Origin of the sequence: Pseudomonas viridiflava, from assembly GCF_900602065.1 — a bacterium.
Taxonomy (GTDB): Bacteria; Pseudomonadota; Gammaproteobacteria; order Pseudomonadales; family Pseudomonadaceae; genus Aquipseudomonas.
The window spans coordinates 132,168-151,210 of record NZ_UWFN01000095.1; the positions used below are offsets into that span (position 1 = coordinate 132,168).

Annotated in this window: 13 protein-coding genes and 1 tRNA gene; 5 read left to right on the top strand and 9 right to left on the bottom strand. The window is 58.0% G+C overall.

Annotated features, from left to right (window positions below):
* Positions 1 to 84 precede the first annotated feature (84 nt).
* The 4 genes from EE949_RS03265 to ptsP form a co-directional block, all read right to left on the bottom strand.
* The gene (locus EE949_RS03265; protein WP_122662844.1) at positions 85 to 1,647 is read right to left on the bottom strand and encodes an alkaline phosphatase D family protein; all 1,563 of its coding nucleotides are present in this window, start codon (positions 1,645 to 1,647) and stop codon (positions 85 to 87) included.
* A 181-nt stretch (positions 1,648 to 1,828) separates the two neighbouring features.
* The gene (locus EE949_RS03270; protein ID WP_122663197.1) at positions 1,829 to 3,559 is read right to left on the bottom strand and encodes a PTS fructose-like transporter subunit IIB; all 1,731 of its coding nucleotides are present in this window, start codon (positions 3,557 to 3,559) and stop codon (positions 1,829 to 1,831) included.
* A gap of 149 nt (positions 3,560 to 3,708) precedes the next feature.
* Positions 3,709 to 4,650: a 1-phosphofructokinase gene (pfkB, locus tag EE949_RS03275; RefSeq protein WP_122662846.1), complete on the bottom strand. Its 942-nt coding sequence runs from the start codon at positions 4,648 to 4,650 to the stop codon at positions 3,709 to 3,711.
* The gene (gene ptsP / locus EE949_RS03280; RefSeq protein ID WP_122662848.1) at positions 4,650 to 7,511 is read right to left on the bottom strand and encodes a phosphoenolpyruvate--protein phosphotransferase; all 2,862 of its coding nucleotides are present in this window, start codon (positions 7,509 to 7,511) and stop codon (positions 4,650 to 4,652) included. The genes pfkB and ptsP overlap by 1 nt, the downstream gene beginning before the upstream one ends.
* 331 nt (positions 7,512 to 7,842) lie before the next feature.
* On the opposite strand from ptsP, the gene cra reads away from it, so the two are divergent.
* Together cra and EE949_RS03290 are read left to right on the top strand one after the other, a co-directional pair.
* The gene (gene cra, locus EE949_RS03285) at positions 7,843 to 8,838 is read left to right on the top strand and encodes a catabolite repressor/activator (RefSeq protein ID WP_122662850.1); all 996 of its coding nucleotides are present in this window, start codon (positions 7,843 to 7,845) and stop codon (positions 8,836 to 8,838) included.
* Entirely contained in the window at positions 8,835 to 9,620 is a 786-nt protein-coding gene (locus tag EE949_RS03290) for a TatD family hydrolase (RefSeq protein WP_162874475.1), read from the top strand. The genes cra and EE949_RS03290 overlap by 4 nt, the downstream gene beginning before the upstream one ends.
* Before the next feature lie 264 nt (positions 9,621 to 9,884).
* Here the strand turns inward: EE949_RS03290 and ampE are convergent, their stop codons facing one another.
* The 3 genes from ampE to EE949_RS03305 form a co-directional block, all read right to left on the bottom strand.
* Positions 9,885 to 10,721 (bottom strand): regulatory signaling modulator protein AmpE, encoded by an 837-nt coding sequence (gene ampE, locus EE949_RS03295; protein WP_122662854.1) that lies wholly within the window; start codon positions 10,719 to 10,721, stop codon positions 9,885 to 9,887.
* A 16-nt stretch (positions 10,722 to 10,737) separates the two neighbouring features.
* The gene (gene ampD, locus EE949_RS03300; protein ID WP_122662856.1) at positions 10,738 to 11,286 is read right to left on the bottom strand and encodes a 1,6-anhydro-N-acetylmuramyl-L-alanine amidase AmpD; all 549 of its coding nucleotides are present in this window, start codon (positions 11,284 to 11,286) and stop codon (positions 10,738 to 10,740) included.
* A 286-nt stretch (positions 11,287 to 11,572) separates the two neighbouring features.
* Positions 11,573 to 13,825 carry a DUF1631 domain-containing protein gene (locus tag EE949_RS03305; protein ID WP_122662858.1) on the bottom strand — a complete coding sequence of 751 codons (2,253 nt, stop codon included), beginning with the start codon at positions 13,823 to 13,825 and terminating at the stop codon, positions 11,573 to 11,575.
* Positions 13,826 to 14,187: 362 nt separating this feature from the next.
* On the opposite strand from EE949_RS03305, the gene nadC reads away from it, so the two are divergent.
* Positions 14,188 to 15,036 (top strand): carboxylating nicotinate-nucleotide diphosphorylase, encoded by an 849-nt coding sequence (gene nadC, locus EE949_RS03310; RefSeq protein WP_122662860.1) that lies wholly within the window; start codon positions 14,188 to 14,190, stop codon positions 15,034 to 15,036.
* Positions 15,037 to 15,339: 303 nt separating this feature from the next.
* Here nadC and EE949_RS03315 read toward each other — a convergent pair.
* Both EE949_RS03315 and EE949_RS03320 read right to left on the bottom strand, forming a co-directional pair.
* A tRNA-Thr gene (locus EE949_RS03315) sits at positions 15,340 to 15,413 on the bottom strand.
* 65 nt (positions 15,414 to 15,478) lie between these two features.
* Positions 15,479 to 15,904, bottom strand: a complete 426-nt coding sequence (locus EE949_RS03320; protein ID WP_122662862.1) for a pilin — start codon at positions 15,902 to 15,904, stop codon at positions 15,479 to 15,481.
* A gap of 224 nt (positions 15,905 to 16,128) precedes the next feature.
* Here EE949_RS03320 and pilB point away from each other — a divergent pair, with 224 nt between their 5' ends.
* Together pilB and EE949_RS03330 are read left to right on the top strand one after the other, a co-directional pair.
* Positions 16,129 to 17,823, top strand: a complete 1,695-nt coding sequence (pilB, locus tag EE949_RS03325) for a type IV-A pilus assembly ATPase PilB (protein ID WP_122662864.1) — start codon at positions 16,129 to 16,131, stop codon at positions 17,821 to 17,823.
* 2 nt (positions 17,824 to 17,825) lie between these two features.
* Positions 17,826 to 19,043, top strand: coding sequence for a type II secretion system F family protein (locus EE949_RS03330; RefSeq protein ID WP_122662866.1), 1,218 nt, complete (start codon positions 17,826 to 17,828; stop codon positions 19,041 to 19,043).

Consider the following 19,043-nt stretch of genomic DNA (forward strand, 5'->3'; position numbering starts at 1 on the left):
GGGATCGTGTTGAACCTGTGGGAGGCTTAGCGCCGACAAGCCTCCCACAGAAGATTTCATTACAGATCCAGATGCTGTTTGGTTCTAGGCATCCCGCGCTGGCACCAGCTTCTTCTCGAACACCGACACCCCATCCAGATCTCGCAATGTCACAGTCATCTCTGAACTCTGGCCATCAATATTCACTTCGCCAAAAAACTGGAAACCGGCAAACGGCGAGGTATTTTGCGCAGGCGGCGCTTTCTGAAAGACCAGTTCAGGACCAAAGGTCTTGTCCAGCGGGTTGGGGCCGAAGCTCCCGGCGTTCAGCGGTCCGGCGACAAACTCCCAGAACGGGTCGAAGTCCTGAAACACGGCGCGATCAGGTTGATAGTGATGCGCGGCGCAGTAATGCACATCGGCGGTCAGCCAAACGCAGTCGCGGATTTTTTGTGCACGCAGATACGTCAACAGCTCAGCAACTTCGAGTTCACGCCCGGCTGCCGGGCCATCATTGCCATTGGCGATAGCTTCCCAGCGCGCCACACCCGGGCTGACTTCGCCATCAGGAACGCCCAGACCAATTGGCATGTCGGCAGCGATCACCTTCCATTGCGCGGTTGAATTCTTCAGCCCGCTTTTCAGCCAGTCCAGTTGCGTACGCCCCAGGAAAGCCGTGGTAGGGCCAGGTTTATCCGCCAGGTTGGCGTCGTTGCCATCGCGGTAGCTGCGCATGTCCAGCACGAACACATCGAGCATCGGCCCGTAGCTCATCTTGCGGTAGATACGCCCGCCGTTGTCCGCCTCCTGCAGACGCATCGGTGCGTATTCGAGAAAGGCCTGGCGGCCACGCGAGGCCAGTAGCTGTATGTCCTTGACCTTGTAACGATCATCCAGCTGTTTGCTCGGCGACCAGTTGTTGGTCACTTCGTGATCGTCCCATTGCCAGATCTGCGGCACCTCGGCGTTGAAGCGTCGCAGGTTGTCGTCCATCAGGTTGTAACGATAAGCGCCGCGATACTCGTCCAGGGTTTCAGCGACTTTGCTCTTGGCTTCAGTGGTGATGTTGCGCCAGATACGCCCGCCTTCAGTGACGATTTGCGCCGGGACAGGGCCGTCGGCATAAATCGTGTCGCCACTGTGGATAAAGAAATCCGGCAGACGCAAACGCATCGCCTCATAGATTCGCATGCCACCCACGTCCGGGTTGATGCCGAAGCCTTGACCCACCGTGTCGCCACTCCAGACGAATCTCAAATCACGACGTTGTTGCGGCACGCTGCGCAGATGGCCGAACCAGGGCTCGCTGGTCACACCAGACTGGGCGTCTTCAAATTGCACACGGTAAAAAATCGCCTGATCGGCTGGCAACCCGCTCAACTCGACGCGTGCAGTAAAGTCGGTACGCTGATCAGCGAGGGCCGAAACCACACGACGCGGATTGGTGAACATGCTGCGCGTGTCCCATTCAACCACCATGCGCGCCGGCCGATCGCTGCGGCTCCAGACCATCGCCCGATCACCGAGTACATCACCGGACTGCACACCGTCAGTGATTTTCGGCCGATCCTGAATAGAAGCGATAACGGCCGGAGCCAGACCAGGCAAAAGCAGACCTGCACCAGCAGCCTGAATAATGCGACGTCGCGTAGGGTCGAACTGAGTCATGGAGGGTCCCCTTGTGGAAGGTAAAGGGGAAAGCTAGCAGTGCAAGATTGGGCATTTGTGACAGTGCGGGAATTTCGTCGCCAGAGATGCAGCTTTCGCGAATGAATTCGCTCCCACAGGAGGTATGCGGTTTACCTGTGGGAGCGAATTCATTCGCGAAGAGGCCGGCAAAGTCAGCACATCAAGCGTTGGCGGGTGCAACCTCCATCTCAACCACTTCCGGACGTTTAAGCACTGCGTATACAACACCCGTCACCACACTGCCCGCGACAATCGCGAACAGATACAACAGCGCATGATTCATTGCGTTCGGGATCAGCATCACGAACAGGCCACCGTGAGGCGCCATCAGTTTGCAGCCAAAGTACATGGACAACGCACCCGTCAGCGCGCCGCCGGCGATGCTGGCCGGGATGACCCGCAACGGATCTTTTGCTGCAAACGGAATAGCACCCTCGGAGATAAAGCACAGCCCCAGGACGAACGCTGCCTTGCCCGCCTCCCGCTCACTCTGGGCAAACTTGCGCCGGGCGATGAAGCTGGCGATGCCCATACCAATCGGTGGCACCATCCCGGCCGCCATGGCTGCAGCCATTGGCGCGTAACTCTGGGACGCCAGCAAACCAACCGAGAACGCGTAGGACGCTTTGTTGATCGGCCCACCCAGATCGACACACATCATCGCGCCGAGCACCACACCCAGCAGGATGGCGTTAGTGGTGCCCATGCTGTTGAGGAACAGTGTGAGGCTTTCCAGCAACCCCGCGACGGGTTTGCCCACCGCGTAAATCATCAGTAGCCCGGTGATCAGGCTAGCCAGCAAAGGAATGATCAGAATCGGTTTGAGCGCCTCAACACTGGCCGGTAACCGCACGTAGCGATTGATCGCCCAAGCGCTGTAGCCCGCAATGAAACCCGCTGCGATACCACCGATGAAACCCGCTCCGAGCGTGCTCGCCAACAGACCGCCAATCATGCCCGGGGCTAGGCCCGGACGGTCAGCGATGGAGTAGGCGATGTAGCCAGCCAGCAAGGGGACCATCAGCGTAAAGGCCGCATCCCCCACCTGTTTCAGCACCGCAGCCAGCGTACCGGGTTCCTTGAACGCCTCAATACCGAACACAAACGACAATGCGATCAACAGGCCGCCCGCCACCACCATCGGCAGCATGTACGACACACCGGTCAGCAAATGTTTGTAGACGCCAGTTTTTTCCTGCCTGGCGGGCGCATTCGACGTGCTGCCGGAAGACTCTACCTCGGCTTCGGCCAAGGCTTTTTTCAGCGTGGCGTCGGACTGCTTGAGTGCGATCCCGGTGCCGCAGCGATAAATACGCTTGCCCGCGAAACGCTCTGTGGCCACTTCGATATCGGCCGCCAGCAATACCACGTCAGCGTCGGCAATCGCCTGGGCACTGAGCGGATTGCGCGCGCCCACCGAGCCTTGAGTTTCAACCTGAAGCTCATAGCCAAGACGCTTGGCAGCTTGTTGAATCGCCTCAGCAGCCATGAACGTATGCGCTACGCCCGTTGGGCAAGCAGTGACGGCGACAATGCGCGGGATGGCTCCAGACGCTGCAGGCGCTACAGCAGCAGATGCCTCGTAGACCTGGGCCTGTTCGGCAGCCCGGTGCAGAAAACCGTCAACGTCTTGCAGCGCGTGGGCCGGAGAATCCTGAAACAGACGCTTGCCGACGAAGCGGGAAAGGTCCACTTCACCGGTGTTGACCACCAGAATCCAGTCCGCGTCGGCGACTTCCTGGGCGGACAAAAGCTGTGTCGGATTGCGCGGATCAAAGACCTCGACACAGGTGCTCCAGCCCATACGCTGGGCGGCAGCATCCAGCAGCCTCGCACTGAGAACGCTGCTGACCTTGCCATTTGGGCAGGCTGTCACAATGGCTAATTTCATTACCTGGCCTCTCTTATTAAACAGCGCATAACCAAGTTGATTGGAATGCATTCTGTAGGAGCTGCCGAAGGCTGCGAAAGCGGCGTGTCTGACACACCGGATCGCAGCCTTCGGCAGCTCCTGCATCGACCATGCAGTGGCCGGTTCCTTTATCTTTCCGCCAAAGTGCGAACGTTCACGCCGCCTTCAAGCTTCTTCAGCGTTGCGTTGTCGGTGATACCAAATCCGATCTGGGTGACAGCCATAGCGGCAATCGCCGTCGCGGTACGCAAAGTCTGCTGTGCAGAATGGCCACTGAGCAAACCGTGCACCATGCCCGCGAGCAACGAATCTCCGGCACCCACCGTGCTTGCCACGGTCACTTTCGGCGGCAAAGACTGCAGCGCCGTATCCGCGCTGAACCAATGCACACCCTCGGAGCCCTGCGAAATCACCACATGCTCAATCCCCCGGGCGCGCAGGCTTGCTGCCGCTTCGGCCTGAGCAGCGATAGAGATGATCGGCGCATCCAGTGCGTCAGCCAGCTCTTCGGTATTGGGTTTGATCAGCCACGGCCCAGCCGCAAGACCGGCGCGCAAGGCCAGACCACTGGTGTCCAGTACGACCTTGAGGCCCAGCGCTTTCAGGCGCACCAGCAGCTTGTGCAGCCATTCCGGGCTGACGCCGCGCGGCAGGCTGCCCGCGACCACAACTGCATCAAACTGGGTTGCGATCTGCTCAACACGGGCAAACAAAGCCTGCTGCGCATCCTCGCTGACCATCGGCCCGGGGCCGTTCAGGTCGGTGATACGTCCGCTCTGCTCCGCCAGCTTGATGTTGCTGCGGGTCTCCCCTGGCACGCGAACAAACTCGTCGACAAAGCCACGACGCGTGAAAAGAGCTTCAAAAGGCTGCTGGTTATCGACGCCGAGGAAGCCGGCGACGGTGAGCTCATGCCCCAGATCGGCGAGCACCTGAGCGACGTTCAGACCTTTGCCCGCCGCGTGGCTGAGCATGGCTTCACTGCGATTGACCTGGCCCAGTTGCAACGGCCCTAGCTGTACAGTCAGGTCCATCGCCGGGTTCATGGTCAGGGTCAGAATCTTGGCCATTACAGAGCCTCCACAAGGGCACGCACTTCGGCGGCACTGCCTACCGTCAGCGCGTTTTGCGCCAGTTGCTTTGCCGTACTCAAATTCAGTTCGCGCACACAGGCTTTGACCTCACCGATGCTGCGCGCCGAAACGCTCAGCTCGTCGACGCCCAGGCCCACCAGCACCGGGACGGCCAGCGGATCTGCCGCCAGCTCGCCGCAGATGCCGACCCATTTGCCATTGGCATGGGCCGCGCGCACGGTGATATCAATCAGTTGCAACACCGCTGGATGCAAACCGTCAGCCTGAGCTGACAACGTCGGGTGGCCACGGTCGATGGCCAGCGTGTATTGAGTCAGGTCGTTGGTGCCGACACTGAAAAAGTCCACTTCCTTTGCCAGGACTGGCGCAAGCAAGGCGGCTGACGGGACTTCGATCATGATGCCGATCTGCAAGTCTGCCACCGGGATCTCTTCACGTAGACGCAGGGTCATGTCCCGCGCCTGACGCCACTCTTCAACGGTGCCGACCATCGGGAACATGATGCGCAGCGGACGATTGTCGGCGGCGCGCAGCAAGGCGCGAAGCTGGCTTTCCATGACGTGCGGACGTTGCAGTGTCAGGCGAATGCCGCGTACGCCGAGAAACGGGTTTTCTTCTTTATCGATTGGCCAGTAAGGCAGCGGTTTGTCGCCGCCCACATCGAGCGTGCGAACCACCAGAGGGCGACCTTGCAGGTCGTCCAGCACGCGGCGGTATTCGGCTTCCTGAGTCGCTTCGTCCGGCGCCTGGGAGTGAGCCATGAACAACAATTCGGTGCGCAACAGGCCGATGCCTTCCGCACCTTGCTCTACAGCGGCCGGCGTACCGGCGCTGTCGCCGATATTGGCGAAGACTTCAACGGCATGGCCGTCCAGGGTGAGCGCAGGCTCCATACGTTTCGCTGCGGCAGCTTGCAGGCGCTGTTCGCGGTTGTCACGGTCCTGAGCAGCACGCTGCAAGGTCTCGGTATCTGGCGCAACAGTCAAACGGCCCTTCTGGCCATCAAGCAGTAACAGCGTGCCTGGCTTGAGCAGCAGCACGCCGTCACCCGCGCCCACCAACGCCGGAATACCCAACGCCCGGGCAACAATTGCGCTGTGTGCAGTAGCACCACCGCGGGCGGTGAGGATGCCGGCAACCTGCACCGGATCCAGCCGGGCGACATCGGATGGGCCGACCTCATCCATTACCAGAATGTAAGGCTCGTCCGGGGCAACCAAGGTTTCAATGCCGCAAATCTGCGCCAGCACTCGACGACCGACATCACGCAGATCAGCGGCGCGCTCTGCCAGCAGTGCGTCCTGCAGTTGTTCCTGCTGACGCGCGGCGCTGTCGATCACGTTGTTCCAGGCCGCAGCAGCGCTTTCGCCCTGCCTCAGACGCAAGATGACTTCGTTAACCAGTTCAGGATCGTCGAGCATTTCGACGTGGGTGATAAAAATCTCGCGGATTGCCTTGGCCTTGCTGCGTTGAATGAGGCCCTGAATGTCCTGACGGACTTCAGCAAGTGCCTTCTCCAGACGCTCGCGCTCAATGGCCGCCGACTCGCCCTGCATCGGGTAATCGAAGGCTTGCAGCACCTGAATATGCGCAGGGCCAATGGCAATGCCAGGGGATGCCGGAACTGCAGCGATCTGACTGCCATCTGCGGGAGCCAGGGTTTCCTTAGGGACGATCGCGGCTACCGGCGTCGGCGATGTGGCGGTCGGCAGCGGCTCAACGTCTTCGCCAAGGCCCTGCTCGACAGCGGCCAGCAAGGCAGGCAACGCATCAGCGGCAACACTGGGCTCGGCAATGAACTCCAGGACCTGACCACGGCGTGCACCCAGACTCAACAGCTTGCTTAAACTCTTGGCGGAAACAGCGCTTTCACCGGTATCCAGGACGCGAACGCGGATGTCGCCTTCAAACTCCTTGGCCAACTGCGCAAGGATCTTCGCCGGGCGAGCGTGCAGCCCGTGGGCGTTGGCCAGGGTCACGTGTTGGGTCGGCCACTCGGCAGGCACTTCACCGCCCAGCGCTTCAAGCACGGCGCGGTTGCTGGTGGCGTGCCCCAGTTCGTGACCACGGCCCTCAATCAACAGGGAGCACAAACGCTCAAGCAACGCCTGATGCGCCTCCCCCAGACTGGCGAGACAGAACAACCCGGTGAGCGGTTGACCCAGGTAACGGATCGGTTTATCAGGCGTGACAAACGCCAGGCCTGGACGTTTGACGGTTTGTTCGCTGTGCAACCACCACAAGCCATCGCCCAACGACAGGGCTTCCACTTGCTGAAGCACCGCAGCGAAACCGTTATTGACGCAGTCGGCCTTGCGCAGCAAACGCGCGCCGCGCCAGACCAGTTCTTCAAAATCGTCGGCAGAAACACCCAGGCTGATCATCTGGCTATCAAGGGCCAGCTCTTGCGGCGCGCCTTGCAGCAGTTTGAGCAGCGCTTCAGGGCTATCCGCCTGGCGCAGCGCTTCACCCAGATCTGTTTCGCCCAGAGCGCGGGTCAAGAGTTGCAGAAGGCGCAAATGCTCGTCGGATTTGGCAGCGATACCAATCGCCAGATACACCATGTGGCCATCGCCCCAATCCACACCTTCAGGAAATTGAATCAGACGTACGCCCGTGGCGAATACCTGATCACGGGTTTCCGGCGTGCCGTGAGGGATTGCAATGCCCTGCCCAAGAAAAGTCGAACCTTGTTTTTCACGGTTCTGCAGACCTGTCAGATAGCCGTCGGCAACCAGACCATCGGTCACCAGCAAATCGGCAAGCAGTTGCAAAGCGGCGGACTTATCCACAGCCGTCTGGGCCATGGATATTTGCTCAACAGTGAGCTCGAGCATGCCTGTCTCCTGTACAGCGCGGGCAAGCGCCTGATTCTTGTTTTAAGAACGATCATGGACTGATCGACAGCTTAGGTGATGAAACAGATAAACGATCAAAGGTATGCCTATGACAACAGCAACAAAAATAGTTGCTGAAACGTTTAATCTAATTGCTCGGCACGTTACTCGATTATCTCCACCGGTTGAAGAGCACTCGGTCCAATGTTGCCCGGCAAACGTAAATAAACCTGAGAACATTGGGGTGGACCATGGTCTGCTGTGCAGATCAGCCACTTTCGGTGAAAATCGCTTCTCTCTGATGAGGCATCAATAACAAAAGGAATCACGAGTGAAGCTCAGTGATATTGCACGTCTGGCGGGAGTGTCCGTCACCACGGCCAGTTACGTGATCAACGGAAAGGCCGAACAACAGCGCATCAGTAATGCGACCGTCGAGCGCGTTCAGGCCGTGGTCGAAGAGCACGGATTCCGCCCCAACCCGCAGGCGGCGGGTTTGCGCAGCCGCCATACCCGGACGCTTGGGTTCATCCTGCCCGACCTGGAAAACCCCAGTTATGCGCGGATCGCCAAACTTCTTGAGCAAGGCGCCCGGGCTCATGGCTATCAGTTGCTGATCGCCAGCTCTGATGATGACCCCATCAGTGAGCTGCAACTGCTGCAGCTGTTCCGGGCCCGGCGCTGCGACGCATTGTTTGTTGCCAGTTGCCTGCCCGCCAGCGATGCCAGCTATCGCGAATTACAAAATAAAGGCTTGCCGATCATCGCCATCGACCGGGAAATGGACGCGGAACACTTCTGCTCGGTGGTCAGCGACGACCATGACGCCAGCTTGCAGTTAACCCGTAGCCTGCTGCAAACCCGCCCGCGGCACATCGCGCTGATCGGCGCCCGCCCGGAGCTGAGCATCAGCCGCGCACGGGCGAGCGGCTTTGAAGATGCGCTGCATGGTTTTGAAGGCTCAGTGATTGTCGAGCACGGCGATGCGTTCAGCAGGCAATGTGGCCAGCAATTGATGCAGGACATTTTTGACCGCCTGGGTTATTTCCCGGATGCCCTGGTGACCACCTCCTACGTGCTATTGCAGGGTGTTTTCGATGTACTGCAACGCCGCGCAGTCAATCCCGACCAGTTTCATCTGGGTACCTTCGGTGACACGCAATTGCTGGACTTCTTGCCGTTGCCCGTCAACGCGATGGCCCAGCAACACCAGCTGATCGCCAGCGCAGCGCTGGATCTGGCCTTGGCCGCCATCGAGAAAAATCAATACGAACCCGGTGTGCACGCCATTGTGCGGACCTTCAAACAACGCATTCACGAGGCCTGAGTGTGAAGCTCATCGACACCCACACGCACCTGGATTTCGACGATTTCGCCGATGATCGCGCAGCAGTTCTCGCCAACTGCCGCGCGCTGGGCGTCGAACACATGGTGGTGCTGGGCGTGTATGAGCGTAACTGGCAGCGCGTGTGGGACCTGACTCAGGAAAACCCGGCCCTGCATGCCGCGTTCGGCCTGCATCCGGTGTACATCGATGAACATCAGCCGCAACACCTAGACCAATTGGCCGATTGGCTGACCCGCCTGCAAGGCCACCCGCAGCTATGTGCAGTCGGGGAAATTGGCCTGGATTACTATGTTGAAACGCTGGATCGTCAGCGTCAGCAGCAGGTTTTCGACACCCAGCTACAGTTGGCTGCGGACTTCAATCTGCCCGCGCTGCTGCATGTTCGCCGCAGCCATGCCGATGTGATTGCCACCCTCAAACGCTTCAAACTCGAACGCAGCGGGATCATTCATGCGTTTGCGGGCAGCCGTGAAGAGGCGCGTGAATACATCAAGCTGGGGTTCAAACTGGGCCTTGGCGGCGCAGCAACATGGCCTCAGGCGCTGCGCATGCACCGGGTGATTGCCGAGCTGCCGCTGGACAGCATCGTGCTGGAAACCGACTCCCCGGACATGGCACCGGCCATGTACCCCGGCCAACGCAACAGCCCGGAGCACTTGCCGGATATCTGTGCGGCGCTGGCTGGTTTGATGGGCATTACGCCTGAGCGGTTGGCGGAAGCGAGTACCCGGAATGCGTGTGAGTTGTTTGGGTGGTATTGACCTGACCCCGCTATATCGCGCAGCAAACATAGGTCCTGTAGGAGCTGCCGAAGGCTGCGATCGCGGCGTGTCAGGATAAATGCTTCGCAGCCTTCGGCAGCTCCTACAAAGAATGCACATCAATCCAGTAGGTTGCATGTTGTTTGATGAGAGCGAATTCATTCGCGAATGCGGTATTTCAGGCGATGAATTATCAGCGGATGATCCGGCCTCTTCGCGAATGAATTCGCTCCCACAGATTTGAGCCCGTCGACAAATACCCCCTCAAACCAACAACGTCCACAGTGCAAAACCGGCGTACCAGACAATCGCGGCGCGGATCAGTAGCTCCCAGAGCACATCAAGGCTGTTGACGCCTTCTGCACCGACCACCGGAGCGGGAACTTCACCGGCCACACAACCGACTTTGGCAATCAGCTGCGCAGCGCTAATGTCCCAGTTGAGCAGTTCGTGCAGCATGACCCGGCTCACCGCCACGAAGTTGCCCACCAGCGCAAAGCTCGCAGCCAGCAAACGCACCGGAATCCAGTCGAACGCGTGGCGCAGTTGCGCAGCATTTTCTGCCACACCTGGCGTTTTCGCATTCTCGGCGGCCAGTGCCAGCAGACGGTAGGCAAGCGCCGCGACAGGGCCCAGCAGGAAATACCAGAAAATCACCGCGAAGAAGCTCTGATAGGCCTGCCACAACAAGTGGCCCTGCACGCCTTTGAGCAACTCTTCGCTGTTATCAGCCAGCACGCCCATGTCGCGTTCGGCGACGTGGACTGCCGCCTGCGCATCACCGCGTCGGCAAGCATCACGGAACGGCCCGAGCGCAGCAATCAGATCGCCACGCCCGAGGCTGTAGATCAACACCAGCAAATGCACCGGCAGGGCCAGCCAGCCATTGGCGACCGAACCCAGTACCACCAGAATCAACGCCACCAGCAACACCGGCAGCAATACGCTCAGTCCGAGAATCAACCAGGGATGTGACGCCATACGGGGGCTGGCCTCAAGCCGGGCCAGCTCGGCCAGCCATGCCCCATCACGCTGAACGCGCTCACGCAGTGCCGAAAACTTCTCGATCAAGACCGCCAGCAGTAACACCAGAAAACTCATTTACCTGTCCCTCACTTCAAGCCTGCAAGGCCGCCCTGAAACGCGACCAGTCAAAAAAGGGGCCCGGGTCCGTCTTGCGACCCGGTGCGATGTCGCTATGGCCACAGATCCGCGCACTGTTGATTGCCGGATACGCAGACTGTAACTGACGAGTCAGATCGATCAAGGCTGCGTACTGTGCGTCGGTGAACGGCTGCTCGTCGGTCCCTTCAAGCTCGATACCGACGGAAAAGTCATTGCAGGTTTCCCGCCCCTCGAAATTCGACACGCCTGCATGCCAGGCGCGGTCCAGACAGGAGACAAACTGCGTCACTTCTCCATCACGCTCGATCAGAAAATGCGCCGACACACGCAGGTCTGCAATCCCCTCAAAGTAGGGGTGCTCGGTGACATCCAGTTGATTCTGAAAAAACGCCTGCACTTTGCCGGTCTTGAACTGTGCAGGCGGCAGGCTGATGTTGTGAATCACCAACAGAGAGATTTCCCCCTCAGGGCGCGCATTGAAGTTGGGCGAGGGGCAATGATCGATGCCACGGCACCAGCCGCTTGCACAGTCGAGCTGCATGAAGGTTCCTTGCACGGATAAATCGATAGGGGCAAGTATGCCCGCTGTGAAGAAAATAGGCAGGGTGTAAATGGATGAGGTTTGGGTAGGAAGGGTCTGGCGTGGTACACCCTGAAACGCTATTTATGTCGGAGCGCAACCCAGTGAGACCGAATTTATTCGGGAAGGCAGTATTTCATCCAATACATAAGCTGCGGATGTATCGCCCCTTCGCGAATGAATTTGCTTCCACAGGAATCACGTTGCCAGGCCAACCTGGAATATCCCCCGAGGTTGCACTTGTGCCTCACGCGCCTTTGAGCTTGCGCAAGTTACCCATCACCGATTCCAGCGCGCGGTCAAACAGCAGCGCATCGTCGAGCATGCGGATGGTGCCGCGACGGAACTCCATCGCCAGCCCCGTACGTGTCTTCTCAAGGACTTTCATGCCGGTGCGGTTGACGAACACATAGCGCCCGCTGGGCTCGACTATCGCCGCCAGCTTGCAGCGCAGTTTGTGCTCTTCGTCTTCCTGAATTTCCACCCAGCCACCCAGACGCAGCTTGTCGACCTGCGCGAGCCCCGCATCATCTTCCGGCAAACGCGGCGCAGGTTCGTTGAACAGCTGCTCACCACCCGGGGCGATCAATACGATCTCCTCAACCACCTGAATCATCGCTGGCCCTTGCGCATCCTCGACATCAGCCGTATCAGGCGAGCCGTTGGCAGCGTCGTCCTGCATGCGTGAGAAGTGCTGAAACGCCTGCACATGCAACACTTCCAACTGGCTGAAGAATTCGCTGGTCGCGAACGGATCGAACGCCGCACTGGTCAGGCCTTCACGCAGCGCCTTGAGCAAGCCCGGCACCAGATCAAGCAATCGCTGCCTGGCTTCTGGCTCCTCATGCAGCTCTACGCTCCAGACCAAATCATCCATCGCGGCCAAGCCGGCCTGCCACTCTACGGAATCATCACCATGCTTGAGGCAGGTCAGCAGCAACACCTTGCTCCAGGCTTCCTGCAACAAACGCACAACCACTTCAGGCAGCACTTTGCCGAGCAAGCGCTGATTCAATTCCTGCTGCACCCGCTGACGAGCCAACTCGGCACGCGCACGGCCTTCTTCGGCATCACGGGTACGCTGCTCAAGCAGCTCACTGCGGCGGCGCTCATCGCTGGTGAAGGCGAGAAAATCCACCAACAGCTCAGAGAAAATCGCCGGATCATCAACGAAGTCGTTCAGCAAACGCTGCACGATCTGCTCGACACGCACGTAAAGCGAATCACGCTGATAGTCGTCTCGCCCACCCCAGCCCAGCGCCGCAGCGGCGATTTCATTGAGCAGACGCCGAGCCGGATGGCTGCCGCGACTGAAGAAACTCTTGTCGATCACCGCAACCTTGAGCATCGGAATCTGCAGCCGACCAATCAGCGCCCGCAGTGAGGACGGCAGATTACGATCATCCAGAATGAACTCGAACAACATCGCGATCAGATTGATGACATCTTCATCGCCGACACCCACCACGCGAAACTTGCCACTCTTCACGCTGACGCGCGTAAGCAGTTGCTCCAACTGGTTACGCAGATCGAAATCATCCGGTAAATCCGACGACGGAACGTATTGCTGCATGTGCGACAACAAGCGCAGCAGGTCCTGACTGGAGATAGGCCGGGCTTCGGCGCTGGCCTCATGGCGGGGCACGATATTGCCACGCACTTGCAGCAACAATTCCTGCAGGGCAGAAAAAACGTCCTGCACACCTTTATCAAGCTTGTCGGCGGTCTGGGCCAGAGCAGGATCAGAGAACTGCTCGACGCTGCGGCTTGGCCGGGTGCTGCGATCAGTAGAGCGACGTGCAGGAACAGCTTTCAGCTCCGGCAAGATGCCAGTCGCAATCAACAATTGGTTGGCTTCGCTGTAAAGGTCGTCCGTATCGGACAGGACGTATTTCTCAAACAGTTTGAGCACGATCAGCTTGACCTTGATCCCCACGCCGAGGCTACGCCCGGCCTGCAGGAAATAATCACACAACATCGCCGGCCCCATAGGGTTGGCTTCGTTGGTCAGCGGCTGAGTGACGAGTTGGTTCAGGCGGGTCGTGAGTTGCGCAAGCGCAGTGCCGTCACGGCTCAGGACCTTGGTCACCATGGCGTCGACAGCAACGGTCTTTTCCAGATCATCGTTGTGCACCAGTGACAGCTTGTCGAATGACACCGGCGTAGCGATAACCGGCTCGGACACTTGGTACTGGCCAAGACGCAGAAAGGCTTCGTAGAACTTGTCGAGAAACGCTCGTTCGATACTTTTACGCTTGAGGCGCAGGTCACGCATCGCTTCGAAAAAGATGTTCTGCTCGGAATTGCTCTGCGCACGGTCCGCCATTTCAAACAGCGTGTCGTCTGCGTTATCGAACAGCTCCTGCAGAGCGTCCTTGAGCTGCTGGGCGGCTTTGTCACGAACCTGCAGCAAAACGACAGGCAGGCGTGCGAGGGGCGAATGAGCCGCCTGGTCGGTATTTGCTTTAGTTAACGGCACAACATTCTCGTCGTTTTGCATCAAGCCACCTGCCAGACAGCGTCATCGACCTCATCACAAGCAGGGCTTGATCCCGTGCCTGTGAAGCGATCCCCCGATTCATCCCGCTACACGTCAAAAGCGTGACGTCAAATACAAGTCGTATCATCTTTCAAAATATATCCGATCTGCCAGAGAAGTCTTGTTCTTTACATTTCGTTTCCGGCTAGCGGATTGACGCGTGCAGGGATAGACCGCAAAAAATGCAATCCATCGCAACGAAATGTAAAAAACCGACCAACTGTCATTCGTTTGGGGAGTGGCAAAGGCCCGTTATAGATGGGGCGCCGTGAGTTAAGTGGGCAACCTGCCTTATACTCGGGCGACCTGAAATGGAGTCCGCTATGCCGAATTTACAACTCGCCACCCTCACCGCCGAAATCGAAGCCAACGTGCGCCGTGCGTTGCTGGAAGACGTCGGCAGTGGCGACATCACAGCTCAGTTGATCCCCGCCGAACGCCTCGCCAAAGCCACGGTTATCTCCAGAGATGTAGCGGTGATTGCCGGAACGGCCTGGGTTGATGCGGTATTTCGCCAACTGGATCCGCGGGTTGCCGTGCACTGGCAGGTGGTGGACGGCGAACAGGTGCAGCCAAACCAGGCGCTGTTCCATCTAGAAGGTCCGGCGCGTTCGTTGCTGACCGGCGAGCGCAGCGCACTCAACTTTCTGCAGATGCTGTCAGGGGTGGCAACCAAGGCCCGGCATTACGCCGACATGGTCGCCAATACTCAAGTCAAATTGCTGGACACCCGCAAGACTTTGCCGGGGCTGCGCTTCGCACAGAAATATGCGGTGACCTGCGGTGGCTGCCATAACCACCGTATCGGGTTGTTCGATGCCTTTCTGATCAAGGAAAACCACATCGCGGCTTGCGGCGGAATCGCTGAGGCCATTGCTGCAGCGCACAAGATCGCACCGGGCAAGCCGGTGGAAATCGAAGTGGAAAGTCTCGATGAGCTGCGCGAAGCGCTGGATGCCGGGGCTGACATCGTCATGCTCGACGAACTCAGCCTCGACGACATGCGCGAAGCCGTACGCCTCAACGCAGGCAAAGCGAAGCTGGAAGCCAGCGGCGGGATCAACGACGACACGCTGCTGGTGATTGCCGAAACAGGTGTGGACTATATCTCGATTGGGGCAATGACCAAGGACGTGAAGGCGGTGGATCTGTCGATGCGGTTGAGCCTTTGAGGTAATAACTGACTGCCCCAATGACACAAGCCCCTGTAGGAGCACGCCGCGCTGTCACGCAGCAAACACGAATCCTGTAGGAGTGAGCTTGCTCGCGATAGCGGTGAGTCATTCAGTAAACCACTGTCAGACAGGACGCCATCGCGAGCAAGCTCACTCCTACAGGGCCTTGGGTTGGCAGTGCGACTGATGGGTGTCAGGAACCTAAGTCTGGATTCAGCCTGTTAAAGGGCATCACGCACTAACGATGCCACACAAACGAAAAAGCCCGATCCAGATGGATCGGGCTTTTTGGGTCTGCGGTGCCGAAAACAGGAATCGAACCTGCGACCTTCGCGTTACGAGTGCGCTGCTCTACCGGGCTGAGCTATTTCGGCTAATCCTGTAAAGCTAGTGCGTATAACGCATAAGACAAGCACCACAGCATTGAGCTAGAAATAGCTTAGTTACGAACGTAGCCGTTGGCTACGCAGTTACCGACGTAAGTCCATACTAAAGGCGCGCCTGCAGCAGCAGGCAAAGCAGTTTGGAGTGTGCAGGTATCGGCAGCAGCAATCCCTCTAAAATTATTAGGAGTTGCGACGATCGTGCCAGCTCCAATTACTATATTGTTCACAGCTCCTGCAGCTGAAACAGGTGGCAAATTTATACCGAGTTCGCCAGCGGTATCACAGTCAGCAAGCGCATTGGCCTGAGACAAGCAGACGCCCATGCTTGTTTTTATAGCAGCCATGGCCGCGATCACTTCCGAGTACGCCGCCTTACGGGAGTAGTTCTGATACGACGGAATCGCCACAGCAGCCAAAATACCGACGATCGCTACTACGATCATCAACTCGATCAACGTAAAACCTTTTTGTGCTTTCATGGGTACTGCTCCGGTGCGTCAATAAGGTGTTGCTTGCCTGTGCCAAAGCATAGGTCATGCCAAGCCTTGTTCAATCCTTCTTTATTGCTAATCCTTTGATTGGCTGCGCAATTGTGTGTCCCGACAGGATCACTAACTGACAATTTTGGTCACCTTGCCATGCATCATTGGCAGCGCCGCCTGACTAGGCTATAAACCAGATACTGTATGGGTTTGGTGGTTTTATGAGTGACGTTGTTCTGAGCGGTTTGGCCAAGCAATTGGTAGTTGCCGAACTTCTGACTGAAAAAGCAGCGCAACAGGCTTATCAACAGGCCCGGCGCGACAAGGTTTCGCTGATCAGTTATCTGGTACAAAACCGCCTGGTCAAAGCACTGGTCCTGGCGGAGATGTCGTCGGACCATTTCGGTTTGCCGTTCCTGGACCTCAACAGCCTTAATAAAGAAGAACAACCCAAGGGGTTGGTGAGCGAAAAGCTCATCCGCCAACACCACGTCCTGCCCCTGTGGAAACGTGCCAACAAGCTCTATGTCGGGATTTCCGACCCGGCCAACCAGCAGGCTATCAACGATCTGCAGTTCAGCACCGGCCTGGCCATCGAAGCGATTCTGGTGGAGGACGACAAGCTCACCGACGCCATCGAAAAGTTCTTCGACAGCCATTCGTCGTTGGGTGATCTGGGCGATGTCGATCTCAGCCTGGAAATCGTATCGGGGAGCGAAGCCAAGGAAACTTCTCTCGGCCAGGACGATGCAGACGACGCTCCGGTGGTGCGCTTCGTCAACAAGATGCTGCTGGACGCGATTCGCCTTGGCTCGTCCGACCTGCATTTCGAACCCTACGAAAAGACCTTCCGGGTCCGGCTGCGTACCGACGGCATCCTGCACGAAGTTGCAAAACCGCCTATCCACCTCGCAAGCCGCATCGCCGCGCGCCTGAAGGTAATGGCCAGCCTGGACATTTCCGAGCGCCGCAAGCCTCAGGACGGCCGGGTCAAACTGCGTATTTCGAAAACCAAAGCCATCGATTTCCGGATGAACACCCTGCCGACGCTGTGGGGCGAAAAAATCGTCATGCGTCTGCTCGACCCGACCACGGCCAAGATGGGCATCGACGCGCTGGGCTACGAGCCCGAGCAGAAAGCCTTGTATCTGGAGGCGCTGAAGCAGCCGCAAGGCATGATTCTGGTCACCGGCCCCACCGGTTCGGGTAAAACCGTGTCGCTGTACACCGGCCTGAACATTCTCAATACCGTGGACATCAATATTTCAACGGCTGAAGATCCGGTTGAAATCAACCTGGAAGGCGTGAATCAGGTCAACGTCAATCCGCGTCAAGGAATGGACTTCTCCCAAGCACTCCGCGCCTTCCTGCGTCAGGATCCTGACGTGATCATGGTCGGTGAGATTCGTGACCTGGAAACTGCCGAGATCGCCATCAAGGCTTCGCAAACCGGCCACATGGTGCTCTCCACGCTGCACACCAACAGCGCGGCTGAAACACTGACCCGTTTGCATCACATGGGCGTGGCAGCGTTCAACATCGCTACCGCCATCAACCTGATCATTGCCCAGCGTCTGGCGCGCAAGCTGTGTCCGCACTGCAAGAAAGAAGCAGACATTCCCAAAGAAACCCTTATCAAGGAAGGCTTTCCGGAAGATCAGGTCGGCACGTTCAAGATTTATACAGCGGTCGGCTGCGATCAGTGCAATGGCGGTTATAAAGGCCGCGTGGGGATTTACGAGGTGGTCAAGAAGACCCCGGCTCTGGAGCGAATCATCATGGAAGAAGGCAACTCGCTGGATATCTCCGTACAAATGCGCAAGGACGGCTTCAATGACCTGCGCACATCGGGCCTGATCAAAGCGATGCAGGGCGTCACCAGCCTTGAAGAAGTCAACCGCGTGACCAAGGACTGATCATGGCCAGCAAAGCAGCAAAAGCCATCGTTTTCACGTGGGAAGGCACGGACAAGAAAGGCGCGAAGATGACCGGCGAACTCACCGGCCACAATCCTGCGCTGATCAAGGCGCAGTTGCGCAAGCAAGGCATCAGCCCCACCAAAGTGCGCAAGAAACCGGTGTCTCTGTTTGGCTCGGGGAAGAAGATCAAGCCGCTGGATATCGCGTTTTTCTCGCGACAGATGGCAACCATGATGAAAGCCGGTGTGCCGCTGCTGCAGTCCTTCGACATCATTGCTGAAGGTTCGGAAAACCCGAACATGCGCAAGCTGATCGAAGAAGTGAAAAGCGAAGTCGCAGCCGGTAACAGCTTCGCCTTCGCGCTGCGGCAGAAGCCGCAATATTTCGACGATCTGTACTGCAATCTGGTGGACGCCGGTGAACAGGCAGGTGCGTTGGAAGCACTGCTTGATCGAGTGGCTACCTATAAGGAAAAAACCGAAGCACTCAAAGCGAAGATCAAGAAGGCCATGACCTACCCGATCATGGTGATGATCATGGCGTTTGTGGTTTCCGGGATCATGCTGCTTTACGTGGTGCCCAAATTTCAGGACATCTTTGCCGGGTTCGGTGCCGAGCTTCCTGCGTTCACTTTGATGGTGATCGGCCTGTCGAAAATCGTTCAGGATTGGTGGCTGATCATTCTGGGGGCAATGTTCGTCAGTATTTTCCTGTTCCGACGCAGCTACAAAGGTTCTCAAAATTTCCGCGACAGCGTGGACCGCGGCTTGTTGAAAGTACCGGTGATTGGCCCCCTGATTTATAAGTCATCAGTTGCACGCTTCGCCCGTACGCTGTCCACCACCTTTGCCGCAGGCGTGCCGCTGGTCGAAGCGCTGGACTCAGTAGCGGGCGCAACCGGTAACGTGGTGTTCCGCAATGCAGTGAACAAGGTCAAACAAGACGTTTCGACCGGTATGCAGCTTAACTTTTCCATGCGCTCCACCGGTGTGTTCCCCAGCCTCGCCATTCAGATGACGGCCATCGGCGAAGAGTCGGGCGCACTGGACTCCATGCTCGACAAGGTCGCAACCTATTACGAGGATGAAGTCGACAATATGGTCGATAACCTGACCAGCATGATGGAGCCGATGATCATGGCCATCCTTGGCGTCATCGTCGGCGGTCTGGTGATTGCCATGTACCTGCCTATTTTCAAACTCGGAAGCGTTGTCTGA